Source organism: Actinomadura luzonensis (assembly GCF_022664455.2).
Classification (GTDB): Bacteria; Actinomycetota; Actinomycetes; order Streptosporangiales; family Streptosporangiaceae; genus Nonomuraea; species Nonomuraea luzonensis.
This window is the reverse complement of sequence record NZ_JAKRKC020000002.1, coordinates 1055276-1074315: the sequence shown is the minus strand read 5'-3', so window position 1 is coordinate 1074315 and position 19040 is coordinate 1055276. Positions and strand designations below refer to the sequence as shown.

Genomic DNA, 19040 nt, shown 5'->3' with positions numbered 1-19040 from the left:
AGAGCATCATGACGCCGCGTGCGGAATATCCCCGGCCCCATTTCGACCGGTCGCACTCCTGGTCGAGCCTCAACGGCGACTGGGACTTCCGGGCCGACGCCGAGCCGGGCTGGGACCGGACCATCACCGTGCCCTTCGCCTGGGAGACCCCGGCCTCGGGCATCGAGGCCCACTGGCTGCCGGTGGCCTGGTACCGCCGCCGCTTCGAGGTGCCGGAGGGATGGGCGGGCCGGCGGGTGGTGCTGCACTTCGGCGCCGTCCACCACGAGGCCACGGTGTGGGTGAACGGCGCCGAGGTGGCGGCGCACCGGGGCGGCTACACCCCGTTCGAGGCCGACGTCACCGGCGCGCTGCGCGGCGACGGCCCGCAGGAGGTCGTGGTGCGGGTCTCGGCCCCGCCGGACAAGCGGGACATCCCGCACGGCAAGCAGCGCAGCGTGCCGCGCGACGACTACGACGGCGTCTGCTTCACCCCGTCGTCGGGCATCTGGCAGAGCGTCTGGCTGGAGGCCAGGCCCGCCACGCACCTGGCCGCGCTGCGGCTGCGGCCCGCCGAGGGGCTGGACGCGATCGAGGCGGAGGCGCGGGTGGCGGGCCCGTCGCCGGCCGTGCTGCGGCTGACGGTGCGCGGCACCGGCACGGAGGTGGAGGTGCCGGTCGAGGACGGCGTGGCGCGGGCCGTGCTGCCGGTCGCCGCGCCGCGCCTGTGGTCGCCGGAGGACCCCCACCTCTACCACGTGGACGCCCGCCTCACCTCCGCCGACGGCGTGGACGAGGTGGCCTGCCACACCGGCCTGCGGCGCGTGGAGGCGATCGGCGAGGACCTGTACCTCAACGGCCGCCGCCTGTACGTGCGGGGCGTGCTGGACCAGGGCTACTGGCCGCGCACCGGCATCTCCGCGCCCAGCGACGACGCGCTCCGGCACGACCTCGAACTGGCCCGCGCGGCCGGCTACAACCTGGTGCGCAAGCACCTGAAGCTGGAGGACCCGCGTTTCGCCTACCACGCCGACGTGCTCGGCATGCTGGTGTGGGCCGAGCCCGCCTCGACCGGCCGGTTCTCGGCGGGGTCGGCGGCGGCGTTCGAGGAGCAGATCGCGCCGATGGTCGAGCGGGACGGCAACTCCCCCGCGATCGTCATCTGGGGGCTCTACAACGAGGAGTGGGGCCTGGACTGGGACGTCCCGGGCGACCCGGCCAAGCAGGAGGCGGTGGCGCGGGCGTACGAGGTGCTGAAGGCGCTCGACCCGAGTCGGCCCGCGGTGGACAACTCCGGCTGGACGCACGTGCGGACGGACCTGCTGGACTGGCACTACTACGACGAGTCGGCCGCCTCCTGGGGCCGCACGGTGGCCGCGCTGCTGGACGGCGGGCAGGACGACTTCCCGGTCCGGCTGGGCCCCGACTTCGTGGTGCGCAAGAAGCTGGCCGGCGTCCCCGGGCTGCCCCTGCGCGGCCTGCCCAACCTCAACAGCGAGTACGGCGGCGGCTTCACCTGCGTCGAACGGGCCTGGCACCTGCGCTGGCAGACCCAGGAGCTGCGCCGCCACGACCGGCTGGCCGGCTACGTCTACACCGAGCTGTACGACATCGAGCACGAGTCGGCGGGCCTGCTGGACTTCGAGCGCCGGGCCAAGGACCTGGCGGGCGTGGACCCGGCCGCGGTCAACGCCGTGACCACGCTGGTGCTGGACGTCGTCCCGGTGGCGCCCGGCCGTGACCTGCTGAGCGCGTCGGGCGAGGTCGTGGTGCCGGTCCGGGTGTCGCACCACGGCGACGGCCCGGTCAGCGGGCGGCTGCGCACCGCCTGGACGCCGGTCTTCGGCCCGGCCCCCGGCCCGGAGGCCGCCTGGCGGGACGGGCCGCGCGCGGAGGCGAAGCCGTTCCTGCTCGGCGCGCCCGCCGAGGTCCGCGCCGCGCTGCCGGACGGGTGGCCGAGCGGGCGGCTGCACCTGGCGCTGACCGGCCCGGGCGGCGAGGTGCTGGCCCGCTCGGCGGTGGACGTGGACACCCGCACCGACCCGGTCATCGGGGACGATCCGGTCGCGATCGCCCGCACAGGGAACATGCACGGGGTGTGATACGGGGATGACAACGTGCGGTTAGCCCGCGGGAGGGGCCACTACGGCTAGTCTCTCCGTCACCTGAGGTATAGGCCCCGGGCGACTACGGAGGAGTGGTCATGAGCGACCCCACCGTCGGCACGTCCCGTTCGACCACGCGCGGCAAGCGCGCCCGAGGCCCTGGCGAGGTCGGTGAGCCCGACCTGCGGCGCCTCCTCGCGGGCCTGACGGCGGTCAGGGACGGCGACTTCCGCACCCGGCTCCCCGAGGACGACGCCGACGGGCTGCTCGGCGAGATCGCCTCGGTGTTCAACGGCATGGTGGACCAGCTCTCGCTGTTCACCTCGGAGGTCACCCGGGTGGCCCGCGAGGTCGGCACCGAGGGCCGGCTCGGCGGCCAGGCCGACGTGCCGGCGGTGTCGGGCACCTGGAAGGACCTCACCGAGTCGGTCAACGCCATGGCGGGCAACCTCACCGACCAGGTGCGCAGCATCGCCCAGGTCACCACGGCGGTGGCGCAGGGCGACCTGTCGCAGAAGATCACCGTGCACGCCCGGGGCGAGATCCTGGAGCTGAAGAACACCGTCAACACGATGGTCGACCAGCTCTCGTCGTTCGCCGAGGAGGTGACCAGGGTCGCCCGCGAGGTCGGCACGGAGGGCCAGCTCGGCGGCCAGGCGGACGTCAAGGGGGTAGCGGGCACCTGGCGGGCGCTGACCGACTCGGTGAACTTCATGGCCGGCAACCTCACCGACCAGGTGCGCAACATCTCGCAGGTGGCCACGGCCGTCGCGCGCGGCGACCTGTCGCAGCGCATCACGGTCTCGGCGCGCGGCGAGATCCTGGAGCTGAAGAACACCCTCAACACGATGGTCGACCAGCTCTCGTCGTTCGCCGACGAGGTGACCCGGGTGGCGCGCGAGGTCGGCACCGAGGGCAACCTGGGCGGCCAGGCAACCGTGCGGGGCGTGTCGGGGACGTGGAAGGACCTGACGGAGAACGTCAACGTCATGGCCTCCAACCTGACGAACCAGGTGCGGAGCATCGCGCAGGTGGCCACGGCGGTGGCGCGCGGCGACCTGTCGCAGAAGATCACCGTCGAGGCCAAGGGCGAGGTCGCCGCGCTGGCGCAGACGATCAACACGATGGTCGACACGCTCGGCGCGTTCGCCGACGAGGTGACCCGGGTGGCCCGCGAGGTCGGCACCGAGGGCCAGCTCGGCGGCCAGGCCCGGGTGCCGAACGTGGCCGGCACCTGGAAGAACCTGACCGACAACGTCAACTCGATGGCCGACAACCTGACCAACCAGGTGCGCAGCATCGCGCAGGTCACCACCGCGGTCGCGCGCGGCGACCTGACCCGCAAGATCGACGTGGACGCGCGCGGCGAGATCCTGGAGCTGAAGACCACCATCAACACGATGGTCGACCAGCTGTCGTCGTTCGCCGCCGAGGTGACCCGGGTGGCGCGCGAGGTCGGCTCGGAGGGCCGCCTCGGCGGCCAGGCCGAGGTGGAGGGCGTCTCGGGCACCTGGAAGCGGCTGACCGAGAACGTCAACGAGCTGGCCGGCAACCTGACCCGGCAGGTCCGCGCGATCGCCGAGGTGACCAGCGCGGTCACCTCGGGCGACCTGACCCGCTCGATCACCGTGGACGCCGAGGGCGAGCTGGCCGACCTCAAGGACAACATCAACTCGATGGTCAAGTCGCTGCGCGAGACCACCACGGCCAACGAGCAGCAGGACTGGCTGAAGTCCAACCTCGCCCGCATGTCCCGTCTCATGCAGGGCCACCGCGACCTCGCCACCGTCGCCGAGCTCGTCATGAGCGAGCTGGCGCCGCTCGTCTCGGCCCAGTACGGCGCGTTCTTCCTGGCCGAGGAGAGCGAGCTGAAGCTCATCAGCGCCTACGGCTACCCCGCCGACCCCGGCCGGCCGGTCCGCTTCCGGCTGGGCGAGGCCCTGGTCGGGCAGGCCGCCCGCAGCCGCCGCACGATCGCCATGAGCGACCTGCCGAACGGCTACATCACCATCTCCTCCGGGCTCGGCCGCACCGACCCGGCCTCGGTGATCGTGCTGCCGATCGTGGTCGAGGAGCAGGTGCTCGGCGTGATCGAGCTGGCGTCGGTGCAGGAGTTCACGCCCGTGCACCTGGCGTTCCTGGAACAGCTCATGGAGACGATCGGGGTCAACCTCAACACGATCGTCGCCAACGCCCGCACCGACGAGCTGCTGAAGGAGTCGCAGCGCCTGGCCGCCGAGCTGCAGGCCCGCTCGGAGGAGCTGCAGAGCCAGCAGGAGGAGCTGCAACGCTCCAACGCCGAGCTGGAGGAGAAGGCCCGGCTGCTGGCCAGCCAGAACCAGGACATCGAGGCCAAGAACCTGGAGATCGAGCAGGCCCGGCAGGAGCTGGAGACCCGCGCGCACCAGCTCTCGCTGGCCTCCACCTACAAGAGCGAGTTCCTGGCCAACATGAGCCACGAGCTGCGCACCCCGCTCAACTCGCTGCTCATCCTGGCCCAGCTCCTCGCCCAGAACCACACCCGCAACCTCACCTCCAAGCAGGTCGAGTACGCCGGCATCATCCATTCGGCCGGCTCCGACCTGCTGCAGCTCATCAACGACATCCTCGACCTGTCGAAGGTCGAGGCGGGCAAGATGGACGTCAACCCCGAATGGGTGCCGCTGCGGCGGCTGCTCGACTACGTCGAGGCCACCTTCCGGCCGATGACCAGCCAGAAGAGCCTGGACTTCCGGGTCACCACCGCGCCGGGCGTGCCGGCCGAGCTGCTGACCGACGACTCCCGGCTGCGCCAGGTGCTGCGCAATCTGCTGTCGAACGCGGTCAAGTTCACCGAGACCGGCGGCGTGGAGCTGCGCATCGAGCCGGCCTCGCCGGCCGAGCTGCCGGTCTCGGTCCGGGCCAACGGGCCCGCGCTCGCGCTGCGGGTCGTCGACACCGGCGTCGGCATCCCCGAGCAGCAGCTCGAAGTCATCTTCGGGGCGTTCCAGCAGGCCGACGGCACCACCAGCCGCAAGTACGGCGGCACCGGGCTCGGCCTGTCGATCTCCCGCGAGATCGCCTACCTGCTGGGCGGCGCGGTCACCGTGCAGAGCACGCCGGGGCAGGGCAGCGTGTTCACGTTGTACCTGCCGGTGGCGCGGCCGGGCTTCGACGCGGTGCCCGCCCCCGACGCGGGCCAGTCGCCGCCCGTCGAGGTGGAGGCCCCGGTGGGCCGGCGGCGGCTCGTCGTCGTCGAGGAGCGCCGGCACGGGCTGCTGGCGCTGGTCGTGGAGAGCGTGATGGGCGACCTCGCCAACGCGCAGGGCGCGGGCGGGCCGTTCGAGCTGGTCACGGCCGCCGGGGCCGAGGAGGCGCGGGGGCTGCTCGCCGACGAGCGTTGCCACTGCGTGGTGCTCGACCTCGACCTGCCGGACCTGTCGGCGTACCGGCTGCTGGAGGGCATGGACGGCGAGCCGCACCTGGAGGGGGTGCCGGTGCTGGCCTACAACAACTGGCGCTCGCACCCGCAGCGCGAGGTGCACCTGGCCAACCAGCCGCTGGAGCTGCTGTCCAGCCTGGACGAGCTGCGCGAGCGCATCGCCCTGCACCTGACCGCCGCCCAGCCGGGCGACGTGCTGCCGCTGGTGCGGCCGGGGACGGTCGAGACGGCGGCCGGCCGCGAGATCGACAACACCCTGGCCGGCCGTACGGTGCTGGTCATCGACGACGACGCCCGCAACCTCTTCGCGCTCACCAGCATGCTGGAGATCCACGGCATCAACGTGCTGCACGCCGAGAACGGCCGCAAGGGCATCGACACCCTGACCGCGCACCCCGAGACCGACCTGATCCTCATGGACGTGATGATGCCGGAGATGGACGGCTACACCGCGACCGAGACGATCCGGTCCATGACCCGGTACGCCGACCTGCCCATCATCGCGGTCACGGCCAAGGCCATGCCCGGCGACCAGGAGAAGAGCCTGGCCGCCGGGGCGAGCGACTACGTCACCAAGCCGGTGGACGCCGACCATCTCATCGACCGCATCCAGTACTGGCTGGACCCGGCCGCGACCTCATGAGGAGGACAGCGTGAACGACGGCGTGAACGACCGCGTGAACGACCGCGTGAACGACGGCGTGGACGTGGGCCCGGAGGACGCGGCGCCCGAGGAGGTCCAGTCCGGGGACGGCGACCGTGACGGCGACCGTGAGGGCGACAGCGACCGCGACCGCGACGGCGACGGCGACGGCGACGGCGGCGACCTGGCCCGGCTGGCCGCCACGGTGGAGCGGCTGCGGCGCGAGCTGGCCGACTCCCGCCGCGCCGCCGACGACCGCGCCCTGGTCGAGCTGGCCAAGGGCGTGCTGGTCGAGCGGCTGCGCTGCGGCCCCGCGCAGGCGGCCGAGCAGCTGGCCACGCTGGCGGGCAGGAGCGGCGTGTCACAGGTCGAGCTGGCCGCCGACGTGGTCAACCAGGCGGCCCGCGACCGCATCACCGAGGCCGCCAAGGACGAGCCCGAGGCGTCGGTGCCGCTGCGCGCCGCCGAGAGCGCCGCGCTCGGCGCGGGCGACACCCAGGCCGTGGCCCGCTCCCTGCTGGAGCACGCGCTGCCGCCGCTCGGCGCGACGGCGGTCGCGGTGTGGGCGGCCGGGCCGGACGCCTCGCTGTCGCTGGCCGGGTACGCGGGCTTCGGCGTGGAGGAGGCCCGGCGCTGGCACCACGTGCCGCCCGGCGTCGCGACCCCGGCCGGGCGGTCGCTGACCGAGCGGCGCACGATCTGGCACGCCGGCGGCGCGCTGCCGTCGATCGGCCGGCACGGCCCGTCGCGCGGCGGCCGGGTGACCGCGCCGATGCTCGCGGGCGGGCGGGTGCTGGGCGTGCTGGAGCTGTGCTGGCCGTACGAGCTGCCGGCCGGGCCGCGCCGCATCGAGCGGCAGATCGAGGCGCTGGCCGAGCTGTGCGCGCACACCCTGGACCCGCCGGCCGAGCCGCCGGGCAAGGCCGTCGCGGCGCTGTCGGAGCTGGTGGACCTGGCCGACGCGCTGCCGGACCCGGCGCTGGTGCTGCGGCCCCACCTGGACGGCCGGGGCGCGCCGGCCGACTTCCGGGTGCAGCACGTCAACCGGCGGCTGGAGGGGGCGCAGGCGCTGGAGGCGTACCCGTTCAAGGCCGGGGGGCTGCTGCTGGAGGCGTTCCCGCTGGCGGCGGGCGGGCTGTTCGGGCGGGTCGAGCAGGTGCACGCGACCGGCGAGCCGTTCCGGTCCGAGCGCATGCCGCTGCCGCTCAGCATGACGGGCGTCGCCGACGTCAGCATCACCCGGCACGGCGCGAGCGTGCTGCTGGTGTGGCGCGACCACGACGAGGACGCCCGCCTGGCCGGGCTGCTGGAGCACGCGCAGCGGCTCGGCCGCATCGGCGGGTTCGAGGAGAACGCGATCACCGGCGAGATCACCTGGAACGCGCAGCTCTACTCGTTGTACGGCCTGTCGCCGGGCGAGCCGCCGGTGCCGCTGGAGCGGCTGCGCGACCACGCCCATCCCGACGACGAGGTGGCCGTCGGCCGTTTCCTGCGGACCGTGCTGCACCACCGGCGCTTCGCCGCCGCCGCGTTCCGGCTGCGGCGGCTGGACGGCATGGCCCGGCACATGCGGGTGGTCGCCGAGCCGGTGTTCGGGCCGGACGGGCGGCTCATGGCGGTGCGGGGCGCGTACCAGGACATCTCCTCCCAGCACTGGACGGAGGTGGCGCTGGCCGTCACCCGGGACCAGCTCGCGCACACCGAGCAGCAGTCGGCCGAGCGCAACCGGCTGGCGCTGCAGCTCCAGCACGCGATCATGCCGCCGTCGCACGGCACGGTGAACTCGGCGGGGCTGCACATCGCGGTGCGCTACCGGCCCGCGCAGAAGGACCACCTGGTGGGCGGCGACTGGTACGACGTGGTCGAGCTGCCGTCCCGGCAGATCCTGCTGTCGGTGGGCGACGTGGCCGGGCACGGGGTCGAGGCCGCCACCGGCATGGTGGTGCTGCGCAACGCCATGCGCGGGCTGGCCGCCACCGGCGCCGGGCCCGCCCAGCTCATGTCGTGGCTCAACCTCGTCGCCCACCACCTCGCCGGCCGGCTGACCGCCACGGCGGTGTGCGGCCTGTACGACCCGGTGGGCCGGGTCCTGTCCTGGGCCAGGGCCGGGCACCTGCCGCCGATCCTGCTGCGGGGCACGGACGGCTCCGAGCTGCCGATGATCAAGGGCCCGCTGCTGGGGGCGTTCACCGACGCCGTCTACGAGGAGGGACGCCTGGACCTGCGCGCCGAGGACACCCTGCTGCTCTACACCGACGGGCTCATCGAGCGGCGCGACCACAACCTCCGCCACGCCCAGGACCGCCTGCTCGCCATCGCCGCCCGCGGCGCCGCCACCCTGGACCACCGCCTGGACGACCTGCTCATCCACTGCAACTCCGACACCGACGACGACACCTGCCTCATCGGCGTGCAGCTCCACTGAACGCCGCGGCTCACCCCGCGGGCCCGGCCGGGTCGACGCCGCGCAGCATCATGCCCTGCCCGCGCGAGCGGTGCACGTCGTCGGCGGGCCGGTCCTCGGGGTCGCGGAACTGGATGAGCAGGGTCGTGCGCGGCTCCGGCGAGCGGTTGACGCCGGAGCCGTGCACGGTGAGGTAGGACAGGAACAGCACGTCGCCGGCCTCGGCCTCGACCGGCACGGCGGCCTCCAGCGGCCACCGCGCGGGCGGCAGGTGCCAGCCGCCCTCCTCGACGTGCGGCAGCGGGCCGCCCTTGTGGCTGCCCGGCACCACCCGGACGCAGCCCTTCTCCTCGGGCGCGTCGTCGAAGTGGAAGATGGCGGCGGCGACCGTGTGCCGGGTGTGCGGGAAGTGCGCGAAGTCCTGGTGCAGGGGGAACGGCGAGCCGTTCGACGCCGGCTTGACGAAGATCTTGGTGTGGTGGAGCTGGACGTTCTCCGAGCCGATCAGGGCCGCCGCGAGGCCGGTGAAGCGCGGGTCGAGCATGAGCCGGGAGAAGGCCGCCGAGCGGAACTGCGCGTCGTGGCAGTGCCGCAGCTCGGTGGGGCGGCCGGCGAGCGCGCGGGCGCTGCCCCAGGTGGGGTCGCCGCCGCGCAGCCGCGCCAGCACCGCGTGGCACTCCTGCCGGTACGTCTCCGCCTCGCCGGCGCTGAGCAGGCCCTTGACCAGGACGTAGCCTTGATCGTGGTAGAGCCGTGCCGGTGACGGCGGTCCGGTCATGGCTCAAGGATGCCAGCCGGGGCGGCGGATGGGGGGACCCGCCAGCTTGGCAAGCGCTTTCCGTCCAGGAAGGGCCTGCGGTAACGTGGCTGGTAAAACGATTCATCGCGATCATGCGGAAGGGTCACCGTGGACTACGAACGCCAGCCGTACCGCAGGTGCGGTCGCAGCGGGCTGCTGCTGCCCGCCGTCTCGCTCGGCCTGTGGCACAACTTCGGCGAGGGCAAGCCCGTCGAGAGCCAGCGCGCGATCCTGCACAAGGCGCTGGACCTGGGCATCACCCACTTCGACATCGCCGACAGGTACGGCCCGCCGATCGGCGCCGCCGAGGCCGCGTTCGGCCGCATCTTCCCCAGGTCGCTGCGGGACGAGGTGGTCGTCACCACCAAGGGCAGCAACCCCATGTGGGACGGCCCCTACGGCAAGGGCAACTCCCGCAAGCACCTGCTGGCCACCCTCGACCGCTCGCTGGCCCGCCTCGGCCTCGACCACGTGGACATCTTCTACCTGCACCGCGACGACGAGGACACGCCGCTGGAGGAGCAGGCCGCCACGCTCGACCACATGGTGCGCACCGGCCGCGCCCTCTACGCCGGCGTGTCCAACTTCTCCCCCGAGCGCACCGCGGAGATCGCCCGGCTGCTGCGCGGCCTCGGCACCCCGCTGCTGGTGCACCAGCCGCCGTACTCGCTGCTCCAGCGCGGCATCGAGGAGCGGCTGCTCGGCGTGCTGGAGAGCGAGGGCGTGGGCTGCGTGGTGTACTCGCCGCTGGCGCAGGGGCTGCTCACCGACCGCTACCTCGACGGCATCCCGGCCGGCTCGCGCGCGGCCGAGGGGCGCTTCCTGACGCCCGACCGGGTGACGCCGGAGGTGCTGGCGTTCGTGCGGGCGCTGGCGGGAATCGCGGCCGGGCGGGGGCAGACGGTCGCGCAGCTCGCGCTGGCCTGGGCGCTGCGCGACCCGCGCGTCACCTCGGTCCTGGTCGGCGCGTCCAGCCCCGAGCAGCTGGAGGCCAACGTCTCCGCCGTGGACCGGCTCGGCTTCACCGACGACGAGCTCGCCGCCATCGACCACGCGGCGAAGGAGGCCGGCATCCCGGCCTGACCGGGCGGGCGCGGCCAGGGGCGGCGAGGGGCGAGCGGGGTCAGGGACGGGCACGGTCAGGGACGGGCACGGTCAGGCGCGGGAGGAGAGGCGGCGGGAGACGCCGCGGGCGGCGGCGACCACGGGCGGCACCAGGACGCCCGGCTGCGGGTCACCGGCGCGGACGACGACCGACAGCGCCGCCACCACCCCTTCGGCCGCGTCCCGCACCGGCGCCGCCACCGACACCGCGTCCAGCTGGACCTGCCGGTCGCTGATCGCGTAGCCGTCGCGCCGCACCCCGGCCAGCACCGCCCGCAGCCGCCCGGGGTCGGCGACGGTCCGCTCGGTGAGGGCCACCAGCGGCCCCGCGAGGTACCGCTCCTGCGCCTCGGGCGGCGCGTAGGCGAGCAGCACCAGCCCGACCCCGGTGGCGTGCGCGGGCAGCCGGCCGCCCACCCGGCCCCGCACCCCGACCGAGCCGCGCCCGGAGATCCGCTCCAGCACCACGACGTCGGCGCCGTCCAGCACGGCGAGCTGGACGTGCTGGTGCGTGGCCTCGTACAGGTCCTCCAGGAACGGCATCGCGGCCTCGCGCAGCCCAGGACCGCGCGGCGCGAGCGCGGCCACCTCCCACAGGCGCAGCCCGATCTGGTAGCGGCCGTCCCGGTCGCGCTCCAGCGCGCCCCACGCCACCAGCTCGCTGACCAGCCGGTACGCGGTCGTCAAGGGCATCGCGGTGCGCCGGCTGATGTCGGACAGGGACATCCGGCGCCGCTCACCGGAGAAGGCGTCCAGCACGCTGAGGACCCGGCTGGTGACGCTCCGCCCGCCGGGCCCGGGCAGCTCCCCGGCCGGCCGCATCCCCCGGTGGACCTTGGCCGGGGCACTGTCTTCCCGCTTGCCGGGTGTGGTCCCTGGTGTCGTCATGGTCGTCGCCTTCCCGGGATCGACCGCTTCGCCCGGTTTCTCCGGTTCTGGCGGCACGGTAAACCGGCACGCCGTGCGGGTCCAGCCCCGCGCCGCAGGTAAAAGTCCGGCCGGAAAGTCTTCCGTTCAACGGAGAGAGCGGTATCCAGGCCCCCGCCACCCTCATATGTTTCGGGGCGCAACCGAGCCTGTCAGCCCACCCTCGAAGGAGCTGTCCCATGGCTGTAGCGCTCAACCCCGCGCTGACGCGCCGCGACGCGGCCCGCCTGCTGGCCGGAGCCGCCGCCGTCGCCCTCGTCGCACCGGCCGCGCCCGGCCGCGCCCCCGGGCGGCGGCCCGGCGTGGACGCCCTGCTGCGGCAGCTCACGCTGGAGGAGAAGGTGTCGCTGCTGCACGGCGCCACCGACCCCGCCTCCAAGGGCCAGGCCGGGTACGTGCCCGGCGTGCCCCGCCTCGGCATCCCCGAGCTTCGCCTGTCCGACGGCCCGGCCGGGGTGCGGGTCACCGCGCGCGCCACGGCGATGCCCGCGCCGGTCGCGCTCGCCGCGACGTTCGCCCCGGACCTCGCCCGCCGGTTCGGCGCGGCCGTCGGGCGGGAGGGCCGGGCCCTCGGCATGGACGTCCTGCTGTCGCCGATGACGAACATCGTGCGCGTCCCCCAGGCGGGCCGCAACTTCGAGACCCTCGGCGAGGACCCGGTGCTGGCGGCCGCGATGGTGTCCGCCGAGGTGCGCGGCATCCAGGGCGAGGGGCTGATCGCCACCGTCAAGCACTACGCGGCCAACAACTTCGAGAACGGCCGCCAGAACGTGGACGCGCGCGTGGACGAGCGCACGCTGCGCGAGATCTACCTGCCGGCGTTCGAGGCGGCCATGGCGGCCGGCGCCGGCGCGGTCATGGCCGCCTACAACCGCGTCAACGGCCTGTACTGCTCGGAGAACCCGCGCCTGCTCACCGAGATCCTGCGCGGCGACTGGCGTTTCCCCGGCTGGGTGATGTCCGACTGGGGCGGCACGCACAGCGACGTGCCCGCGATCACCGCCGGGCTCGACATGGAGATGCCCTCCGGCACGCACTTCTCGGCCCTGGTCGCCGCCGTCGCCTCGGGGCGGCTCGCCGAGTCCGTCGTGGACCGGGCGGTGCGCCGCGTCCTGCTGCAGCTCGACCGGTTCGGGCTGCTCGGCGCGGGCCGGCCGCGACCGGCGTTCGACCCGGCGGCGGGGGCGGCGACGGCGCGGGAGGTCGCGCTGGCCGGCGCGGTGCTGTTGCGCAACGAGCGCGACCTGCTGCCGCTCGGCCGGGCCGACGCGGCGGACCTGGCCGTCATCGGCCCCACCGCGGCGAGCCCGCTGGTCGGCGGGGGCGGCAGCGCCCACGTGATCCCGGCGGCGGCGGAGAGCCCGCTCGCCGCGCTGCGCCGCCACGGCGCGCAGGTGCGCTTCGCCACCGGCGTCGACCTCCAAGGCGTGCCCGTCCCGGCGAGCGCCCTGTCGCTGCAGCGCACCCAGCAGGGCGGCGACCCGGAGAGCGTCGCCCAGGTGGACCACACCGGCGACGCCGCGCTGCCCGCCGACTCGTCCTGGACCTGGACCGGCACGATCACCGCTCCCGCGAGCGGCGACTACGACCTGCGCGTCCAGGGCGCGGGCGGCGCGCCGTCGTTCGGCGGCTCGATCACGCTCACCGTGGACGGCGTCAGGATCGGCTCGGCCGGGGCGCTGTTCGGCGGCAACAGCAGCCTCATCGCGACCACGGACGGGCTCGCCAACGCCGGCGCGGCCGTCCGGCTGGAGGGCGGGCGCGCCACGGCGATCCGCGTCACCGCCGCCGGCACGGCGGGGACGCCGCTGCAGGTCCGGCTGGCCTGGATCACGCCCGAGCGGCGGCAGGAGGCCCTGGAGGAGGCGGCGGCGCTGGCGCGCGGGGCGCGGGCGGCGGTCGTGTTCGCCTTCAACGAGGGGACGGAGGGCGCCGACCGGGCGAGCCTCGCCCTGCCGAAGGCGCAGGACCCGGTCGTCGAGGCGGTCGCGGCGGCCAACCCCCGCACCGCCGTCGTGCTCAACACCGGCGACCCGGTGCTCATGCCGTGGCTGGCGCGGGTGCCGGCGGTGCTGCAGCTGTGGTACCCGGGGCAGGAGGGCGCGGACGCGACCGCGAAGCTGCTGCTGGGCGCGGCGGTCCCGGGCGGGAAGCTGCCGGTGACGTTCCCCGCGCGGGCCGAGGACGCGCCGACCGCCCCGCAGGAGCGCTATCCCGGCGTGAACGGCACGGCGCTCTACAGCGAGGGCGTGTTCGTCGGGTACCGGCACTACGACGCGCACGGCATCGAGCCGCTGTTCCCGTTCGGGCACGGGCTGTCGTACACCCGCTTCGGCTACTCGGGGCTGTCGGTGCGGCCCGCCGGTGACGGGCTGAGCGTCTCCTTCACCCTGGCCAACACCGGACGCCGGGAGGGCGTCGAGGTGGCGCAGGTGTACCTGACGCCGCCCGCGGGCCCGCCCGTGCCCATGCCGCCGCGGCAGCTCGCGGCCTTCGCCCGGGTCCGGCTCGCCCCCGGGGAGCGGCGGCGGGTCACGGTGACCGTGCCGGGGCGGGCGCTGCGGTACTGGGGGGACGGGCGGTGGGTGCGCGCCGCCGGGCGACGCGCGGTCGAGGTCGGGGCGTCCTCGCGGGACCTGCGGCTGCGGCAGGAGGTGACGGTGCGATGAGGCGGGCACCCGCGATCGCGCTCGCGACGGCCGCCCTGGCGCTCCTGCCGCTCCCCGCGTTACCGGCCGCCGCGAGCGCCGTCCCAGCCGCGAGCGCCGTCCCAGACGCGAGCGCCGTCTCCTACACGAGCACCGCCCCCTACACGAGCACCGCCCCCTACGCGAGCACCGCCTCCTACACGGCCACCGCCTCCTACACGGCCACCGCCTCCTACACGGCCACCGGCTCCTACACGGCCACCGGCTCGGGTGCGGGACGGCCGGTGGTGCGGGTGGAGGGCGGGGTGGTGCGGGGGGTGCGGGACGGCGGTGTGGACCGTTTCCTCGCCCTGCCGTACGCCGCCCCGCCCGTCGGCGGGCTGCGCTGGCGCGCGCCGCAGCCGGCCGCGTCCTGGCCGGGCGTGCGCGACGCCGCCGCGTGGGGCGCCCGCTGCCCCGCCGCCGCCAGCAGCAACGGCCCCCGCTCCGAGACCGAGGACTGCCTCTACCTCAACGTGTTCAGCCCCGCGCCGACGAGCCCCGGGCGGCGGCTGCCGGTGCTCTTCTGGATCCACGGCGGCGGCCTGCTGAACGGCTCGGCCGACCAGCATGACGGCAGCCTGATCGCCCGGCGGGCGAACGTCGTCGTGGTGAGCGTCAACTACCGGCTCGGCGTCTTCGGCTTCCTCGCCCACCCGGCCCTGGCCGCCGAGGCGGGTGGGTCGGGGAACTACGGCCTGCTCGACCAGCAGGCCGCGCTGCGCTGGGTGCGCCGCGACATCGCGGCGTTCGGCGGCGACCCCGGCCGCGTGACGATCGACGGCGAGTCGGCGGGCGCCTTCTCCGTGTGCGCCCACCTCACCGCGCCGGGCTCGGCCGGCCGGTACGAGCGGGCCGCCCTGCAGAGCGGTTCCTGCCCGGCCCGCCCCTACGCCGACGGCGAGCAGGCGGGCCTGTCGATCGCGGCCACGCTGGGCTGCCCGGACGCGGCGGCCGCCGCCGCGTGCCTGCGCGCGCTGAGCCCGGCCCGGCTGGTGGACGGCCCGCAGTACGCCTCCTTCCTGTACGGCACCCCGGCGCTGCCGGAGAACCCCGACACGGCGGTCCGGGCGGGCCGGTTCCAGCGGGTGCCGCTGCTGATCGGCTACAACCGGGACGAGGGCCGCACCTTCACGCAGGGCAACCTGGACTGGACCGGGGAGCAGTACGAGCAGTGGGTCCGGGCCGGGTTCGGCGACCGGGCGGCCGACGTCCTGGCCCGCTATCCGTGGCCGGCCCGGCCGGACCGGTTCACCGGCGCGTACCTGACGGGCGCGATCGCCACCGACGCCGGGCTGCTGGCCGGCATCGGCGGCTGCCCGGCGCTGCGCCTGGCCGGGGAGCTGACCGCCTACACGCGGGTGCACGCCTACCGCTTCGACCACCGCACCGGGCCGGGCCTGTCGCCGGAGCCCGCCGGGTACGTGTGGGGGGCGGGGCACGCGGCGGAGCTGGCGTACCTGTGGCCGAGCTTCGACAACGGCACCCCGATCGCGCCGCTGTTCGACGCGGCCGAGCGGCGGCTGTCCCGGGACATGGTGGGCTACTGGGGCTCCTTCACCCGCGCCGGCGCGCCGCGCGCGGCGGGCTCCTCCCCCTGGCCGCCGCTGAACGGGACGTCCCTGGTGCTGTCCCTGCGCGCGGGCGGCCGCTCGGTCCCGGTCCCGATGTCCGTCATGTCCGCCGAGCACCACTGTGACCTCTGGGCCGGCCGCTGACCGGCCCGCTATGCTCGAACCCCGTTCCCCGCCCCGCCCCGCCCGCCGGGGCAGCGGGGTAAAACGATTCAGCACCGCCGCGATCACATAAGCTATGATCAGGCCGGTGGATGCGGTAACCAGGTGAGGCTCCGGACGACTCCACACGTTGACACGATTCAACCCCGCCTGTCAGGGCCGTCCGCCGGTGGCGTGTCGCCCGTGCCCCCGCCCACCCGACCTGAGGAACGATGTCGAGCATCAAAGAGGTCGCCCGCCTCGCCGGGGTCTCCGTCGGCACCGTGAGCAACGTGCTCAACCGTCCCGACATGGTGGCTCCCGACACCCGGGAGCGCGTGCAGGCCGCGATCGCTCAGCTCGGCTACGTCCGCAACGGCTCGGCCCGGCAGTTGCGGGCGGGCCGCAGCCGCACGCTCGCCGTCGTGGCGCTCGACCTGGCCAACCCGTTCTTCATCGACGTGCTCAGCGGCGTCGAGACGGCCGCGCAGCGCGACAAGCTGACCGTGATGGTGTTCAACAGCAGCAAGGACGCCGAGCGGGAGGAGCGGCTGCTGGAGGAGCTGGAGGAGCAGCGGCCGCTCGGCGTGCTCATCACGCCGGTCAACGACCGGGGGCAGCGGGAGCGGCTGGACCGGCTGGTGTCGCGCGGCATCCCGGTCGTGGTGTTCGACAACTCCTCGCGGGTCAGCCACGGCTGCGCGGTCGCGGTGGACGACGTGCTCGGCGGCCGGCTGGCCGGGCGGCACCTGCTGGAGCGGGGGCACCGGCACATCGCGTACGCGGGCGGCCCGTTCAGCGTGCGGCAGGTGGAGGACCGGCGCGACGGGCTGGCGGGCGAGCTGGGCGAGCGGGCCCGGCTGACCGTCATCCGGCTGCCCGACCTCAACGTCGCCACCGGCCGCACCGCGGGCCGCGAGATCGCCGAGCTGTCGCCGGCGGCCCGGCCGACGGCGGTGTTCTGCGGCAACGACCTGGTGGCGCTGGGGGTGCTGCAGGAGCTGACGCAGCGCGGGCTGCGGGTGCCCGACGACGTGGCGATCCTCGGCTACGACGACATCGACTTCGCCGCCGCGGCCGCCGTGCCGCTGTCGTCGATCCGGCAGCCGCGCGAGCAGATCGGGCACAGCGCGACGCTGATGCTGCTGGAGGAGGCCGACCAGACCTCGGGGCACCAGCACCGGCACGTGATCTTCCAGCCGGAGCTGGTCGAGCGCACCTCCACGGCGGCCCGCGCCGCGGCCCCGCCGGCGGGGTGAGTCAGCCGGCGCGGTCGAGGCGCTGGTAGAGGCCGTGGACGAAGCGGGCGCGGTAGCGCGTGCCCTCGTGCGTGAAGCCGACCGTCCAGTGGTGGGGGGCCGGGCCCTCGAGGTGGGAGACGTCGGCGAAGCCGGCCTCGACGTCGGCGACCACGCAGCTCCACGGCGTCAGCTCGGCGAACGCCGGCGCCCGCCCGCCGCCGGGCCGCACGAACCACTGGTTCAACACCTCGCCGCCGGGCCCGGCCAGGACCTCGAACTGCAGGTCCGGCCACGACGGCAGCGCCCAGCGGGCCACGTCGCAGGTGAGGCTGCCGGCCCGCCGGGCCCCCTCGTACGCGGGCGGCCCGAGCACCGCGCGGAAGGCCCGCCACCCCTTGGGCGCCCGCGGCGAGTGGGCCATCGCCGTCCACTGCGCGTGCGCCTGCCGCAGCTCGGCGCGGGTGACGCCCATGGCCCGGAGCGCGTCCTCGACGCGGGCGGCGCCGAGGTCGCGCATGCGATGCATCAGCGCCAGCTCGAACTGGCGCACCCCGAATGCCATGCCCCGCCCTCCTCCCCCCGCCCCCATGCTGCCACGCCCCGCCGGGGTGGCGTTCCTTGATAGGTTGAGGGGAGGTGTGCCGGGAAGTCTGGTCGGCGAGTCCTTTGTCCGTTATGAGCAGAGGGATGTGCCTGTGCAGTTCCGTGACCGGCTCGCCGCGTGAGCGCGCTCTCCTGGGTGAGCGTGGCGGTCTTCCTGGCCGCGTACGCGCTGATCGCCACCGAGAAGGTGCACCGGGTCGCGGCCGCGCTCGGCGGGGCGGGGATCATGCTGCTGATCCACGCCACCGCGGCCGGGCCGGCGTTCTTCTCGCAGGAGACCGGCGTCGACTGGAATGTCATCTTCCTGCTGCTCGGCATGATGATCATCGTCGGGGTGCTGAAGGAGACCGGTGTCTTCGAGTTCCTGGCGATCTGGGCCGCCAAACGGGCGCGCGGGCGGCCGTTCCGGCTGATGGCGCTGCTCGTGATCATCACGGCTTCGGCCTCGGCGCTGCTCGACAACGTGACCACCGTGCTGCTCATCGCGCCGGTGACGTTCCTGGTGTGCGAGCGGCTGGCGCTGCCCGCCGCGCCGTTCCTCATCGCCGAGGCGATGGCCTCCAACATCGGCGGCGCGGCGACGCTGGTCGGCGACCCGCCGAACATCATCATCGCCAGCCGGGGCGGCCTGACGTTCAACGACTTCCTCGTGCACATGGCGCCGATGGTCGTGGTGCTGGTGGCGGTGTTCGTCGGGCTGTGCCGGCTGATGTTCGGCCGGCACCTCCGCTACGACCCGGGGCGGGCGGCGGAGATCATGGAGCTGGACGAGCGGGAGGCGCTCGGCGACCGGCGGCTGCTGTGGCAGTCGCTGGTGGTGCTGGCGCTGGTGATGGCGGCGTTCGTGCTGCACCCGGTGCTGCACTATGAGCCGTCCGTCGTCGCGCTGCTCGGCGCGGGCGTGCTGGTCGCGGTCACGAAGGTGACGACCGAGCAGGCCATCGCCGAGGTGGAGTGGCCCACGCTGGTGTTCTTCGCCGGGCTGTTCGTCATGGTCGGGTCCCTGGTGGAGACCGGGGTGATCGGCGCGCTGTCGCAGGCCGCCGTGTCGGCGACCGCCGGCCGCCCCGAGCTGGCCACGATGGGGCTGCTCGGCGTGTCGGGCGTGCTGTCGGCGATCGTGGACAACATCCCGTACGTCGCCACGATGAGCCCGATCGTGGAGCAGCTCGTCCACGCGCCGGGCGGGCACCAGGCGCTGTGGTGGGCGCTGGCCTTCGGCGCCGACCTGGGCGGCAACGCCACCGCCGTCGGCGCGGCGGCCAACGTGGTGGTGCTCGGCATCGCCGCCCGCAACGGCACCCCGATCAGCTTCTGGCAGTTCACCAAATACGGGCTCATCGTGACGGTGGTCACCATCGCCCTGGTCGCGCCCTACCTGTGGGTGCGCTACCTTCTGTGACGAGCGCCTT

At 74.5% G+C, this 19040-nt stretch carries 11 protein-coding genes; 8 read left to right on the top strand and 3 right to left on the bottom strand.

Annotated elements, in window-relative coordinates:
* The first annotated feature begins 8 nt into the window (after positions 1–8).
* The 3 genes from MF672_RS51545 to MF672_RS35175 all read left to right on the top strand — a co-directional run bounded on the left by MF672_RS51545 (position 9) and on the right by MF672_RS35175 (position 8573).
* Positions 9–2081 carry a glycoside hydrolase family 2 protein gene (locus MF672_RS51545; RefSeq protein WP_302893329.1) on the top strand — a complete coding sequence of 691 codons (2073 nt, stop codon included), beginning with the start codon at positions 9–11 and terminating at the stop codon, positions 2079–2081.
* A 101-nt stretch (positions 2082–2182) separates the two neighbouring features.
* Positions 2183–6148 (top strand): HAMP domain-containing hybrid sensor histidine kinase/response regulator, encoded by a 3966-nt coding sequence (locus tag MF672_RS35180; protein WP_247815577.1) that lies wholly within the window; start codon positions 2183–2185, stop codon positions 6146–6148.
* A 10-nt stretch (positions 6149–6158) separates the two neighbouring features.
* Complete coding sequence (locus MF672_RS35175) at positions 6159–8573, top strand: SpoIIE family protein phosphatase (RefSeq protein WP_247815576.1); 2415 nt, start codon at positions 6159–6161, stop codon at positions 8571–8573.
* A 10-nt stretch (positions 8574–8583) separates the two neighbouring features.
* Here MF672_RS35175 and MF672_RS35170 read toward each other — a convergent pair whose 3' ends face one another.
* On the bottom strand, positions 8584–9330 hold the full coding sequence (locus MF672_RS35170) for a phytanoyl-CoA dioxygenase family protein (RefSeq protein WP_242381821.1): 747 nt from the start codon (positions 9328–9330) through the stop codon (positions 8584–8586).
* A gap of 129 nt (positions 9331–9459) precedes the next feature.
* Between MF672_RS35170 and MF672_RS35165 the strand changes: the two genes are divergently transcribed.
* A complete protein-coding gene (locus MF672_RS35165) occupies positions 9460–10434 on the top strand; it encodes an aldo/keto reductase (protein ID WP_242381822.1) in 975 nt (324 codons plus the stop codon).
* Between the two features lie 72 nt (positions 10435–10506).
* Here MF672_RS35165 and MF672_RS35160 read toward each other — a convergent pair whose 3' ends face one another.
* A complete protein-coding gene (locus tag MF672_RS35160; protein WP_242381823.1) occupies positions 10507–11343 on the bottom strand; it encodes an IclR family transcriptional regulator in 837 nt (278 codons plus the stop codon).
* 218 nt (positions 11344–11561) lie between these two features.
* Here MF672_RS35160 and MF672_RS35155 point away from each other — a divergent pair, with 218 nt between their 5' ends.
* The 3 genes from MF672_RS35155 to MF672_RS35145 all read left to right on the top strand — a co-directional run bounded on the left by MF672_RS35155 (position 11562) and on the right by MF672_RS35145 (position 17043).
* Positions 11562–14051: a beta-glucosidase family protein gene (locus MF672_RS35155; protein ID WP_242381824.1), complete on the top strand. Its 2490-nt coding sequence runs from the start codon at positions 11562–11564 to the stop codon at positions 14049–14051.
* Complete coding sequence (locus tag MF672_RS35150) at positions 14048–15787, top strand: carboxylesterase/lipase family protein (protein WP_242381825.1); 1740 nt, start codon at positions 14048–14050, stop codon at positions 15785–15787. The genes MF672_RS35155 and MF672_RS35150 overlap by 4 nt, the downstream gene beginning before the upstream one ends.
* A 230-nt stretch (positions 15788–16017) precedes the next feature.
* Positions 16018–17043, top strand: a complete 1026-nt coding sequence (locus MF672_RS35145) for a LacI family DNA-binding transcriptional regulator (protein WP_242381826.1) — start codon at positions 16018–16020, stop codon at positions 17041–17043.
* Position 17044: 1 nt separating this feature from the next.
* Here MF672_RS35145 and MF672_RS35140 read toward each other — a convergent pair whose 3' ends face one another.
* Positions 17045–17587, bottom strand: coding sequence for a hypothetical protein (locus MF672_RS35140; RefSeq protein WP_242381827.1), 543 nt, complete (start codon positions 17585–17587; stop codon positions 17045–17047).
* A gap of 159 nt (positions 17588–17746) precedes the next feature.
* On the opposite strand from MF672_RS35140, the gene MF672_RS35135 reads away from it, so the two are divergent.
* The gene (locus MF672_RS35135) at positions 17747–19030 is read left to right on the top strand and encodes an ArsB/NhaD family transporter (protein ID WP_242381828.1); all 1284 of its coding nucleotides are present in this window, start codon (positions 17747–17749) and stop codon (positions 19028–19030) included.
* The last annotated feature ends 10 nt before the right edge of the window (positions 19031–19040 follow it).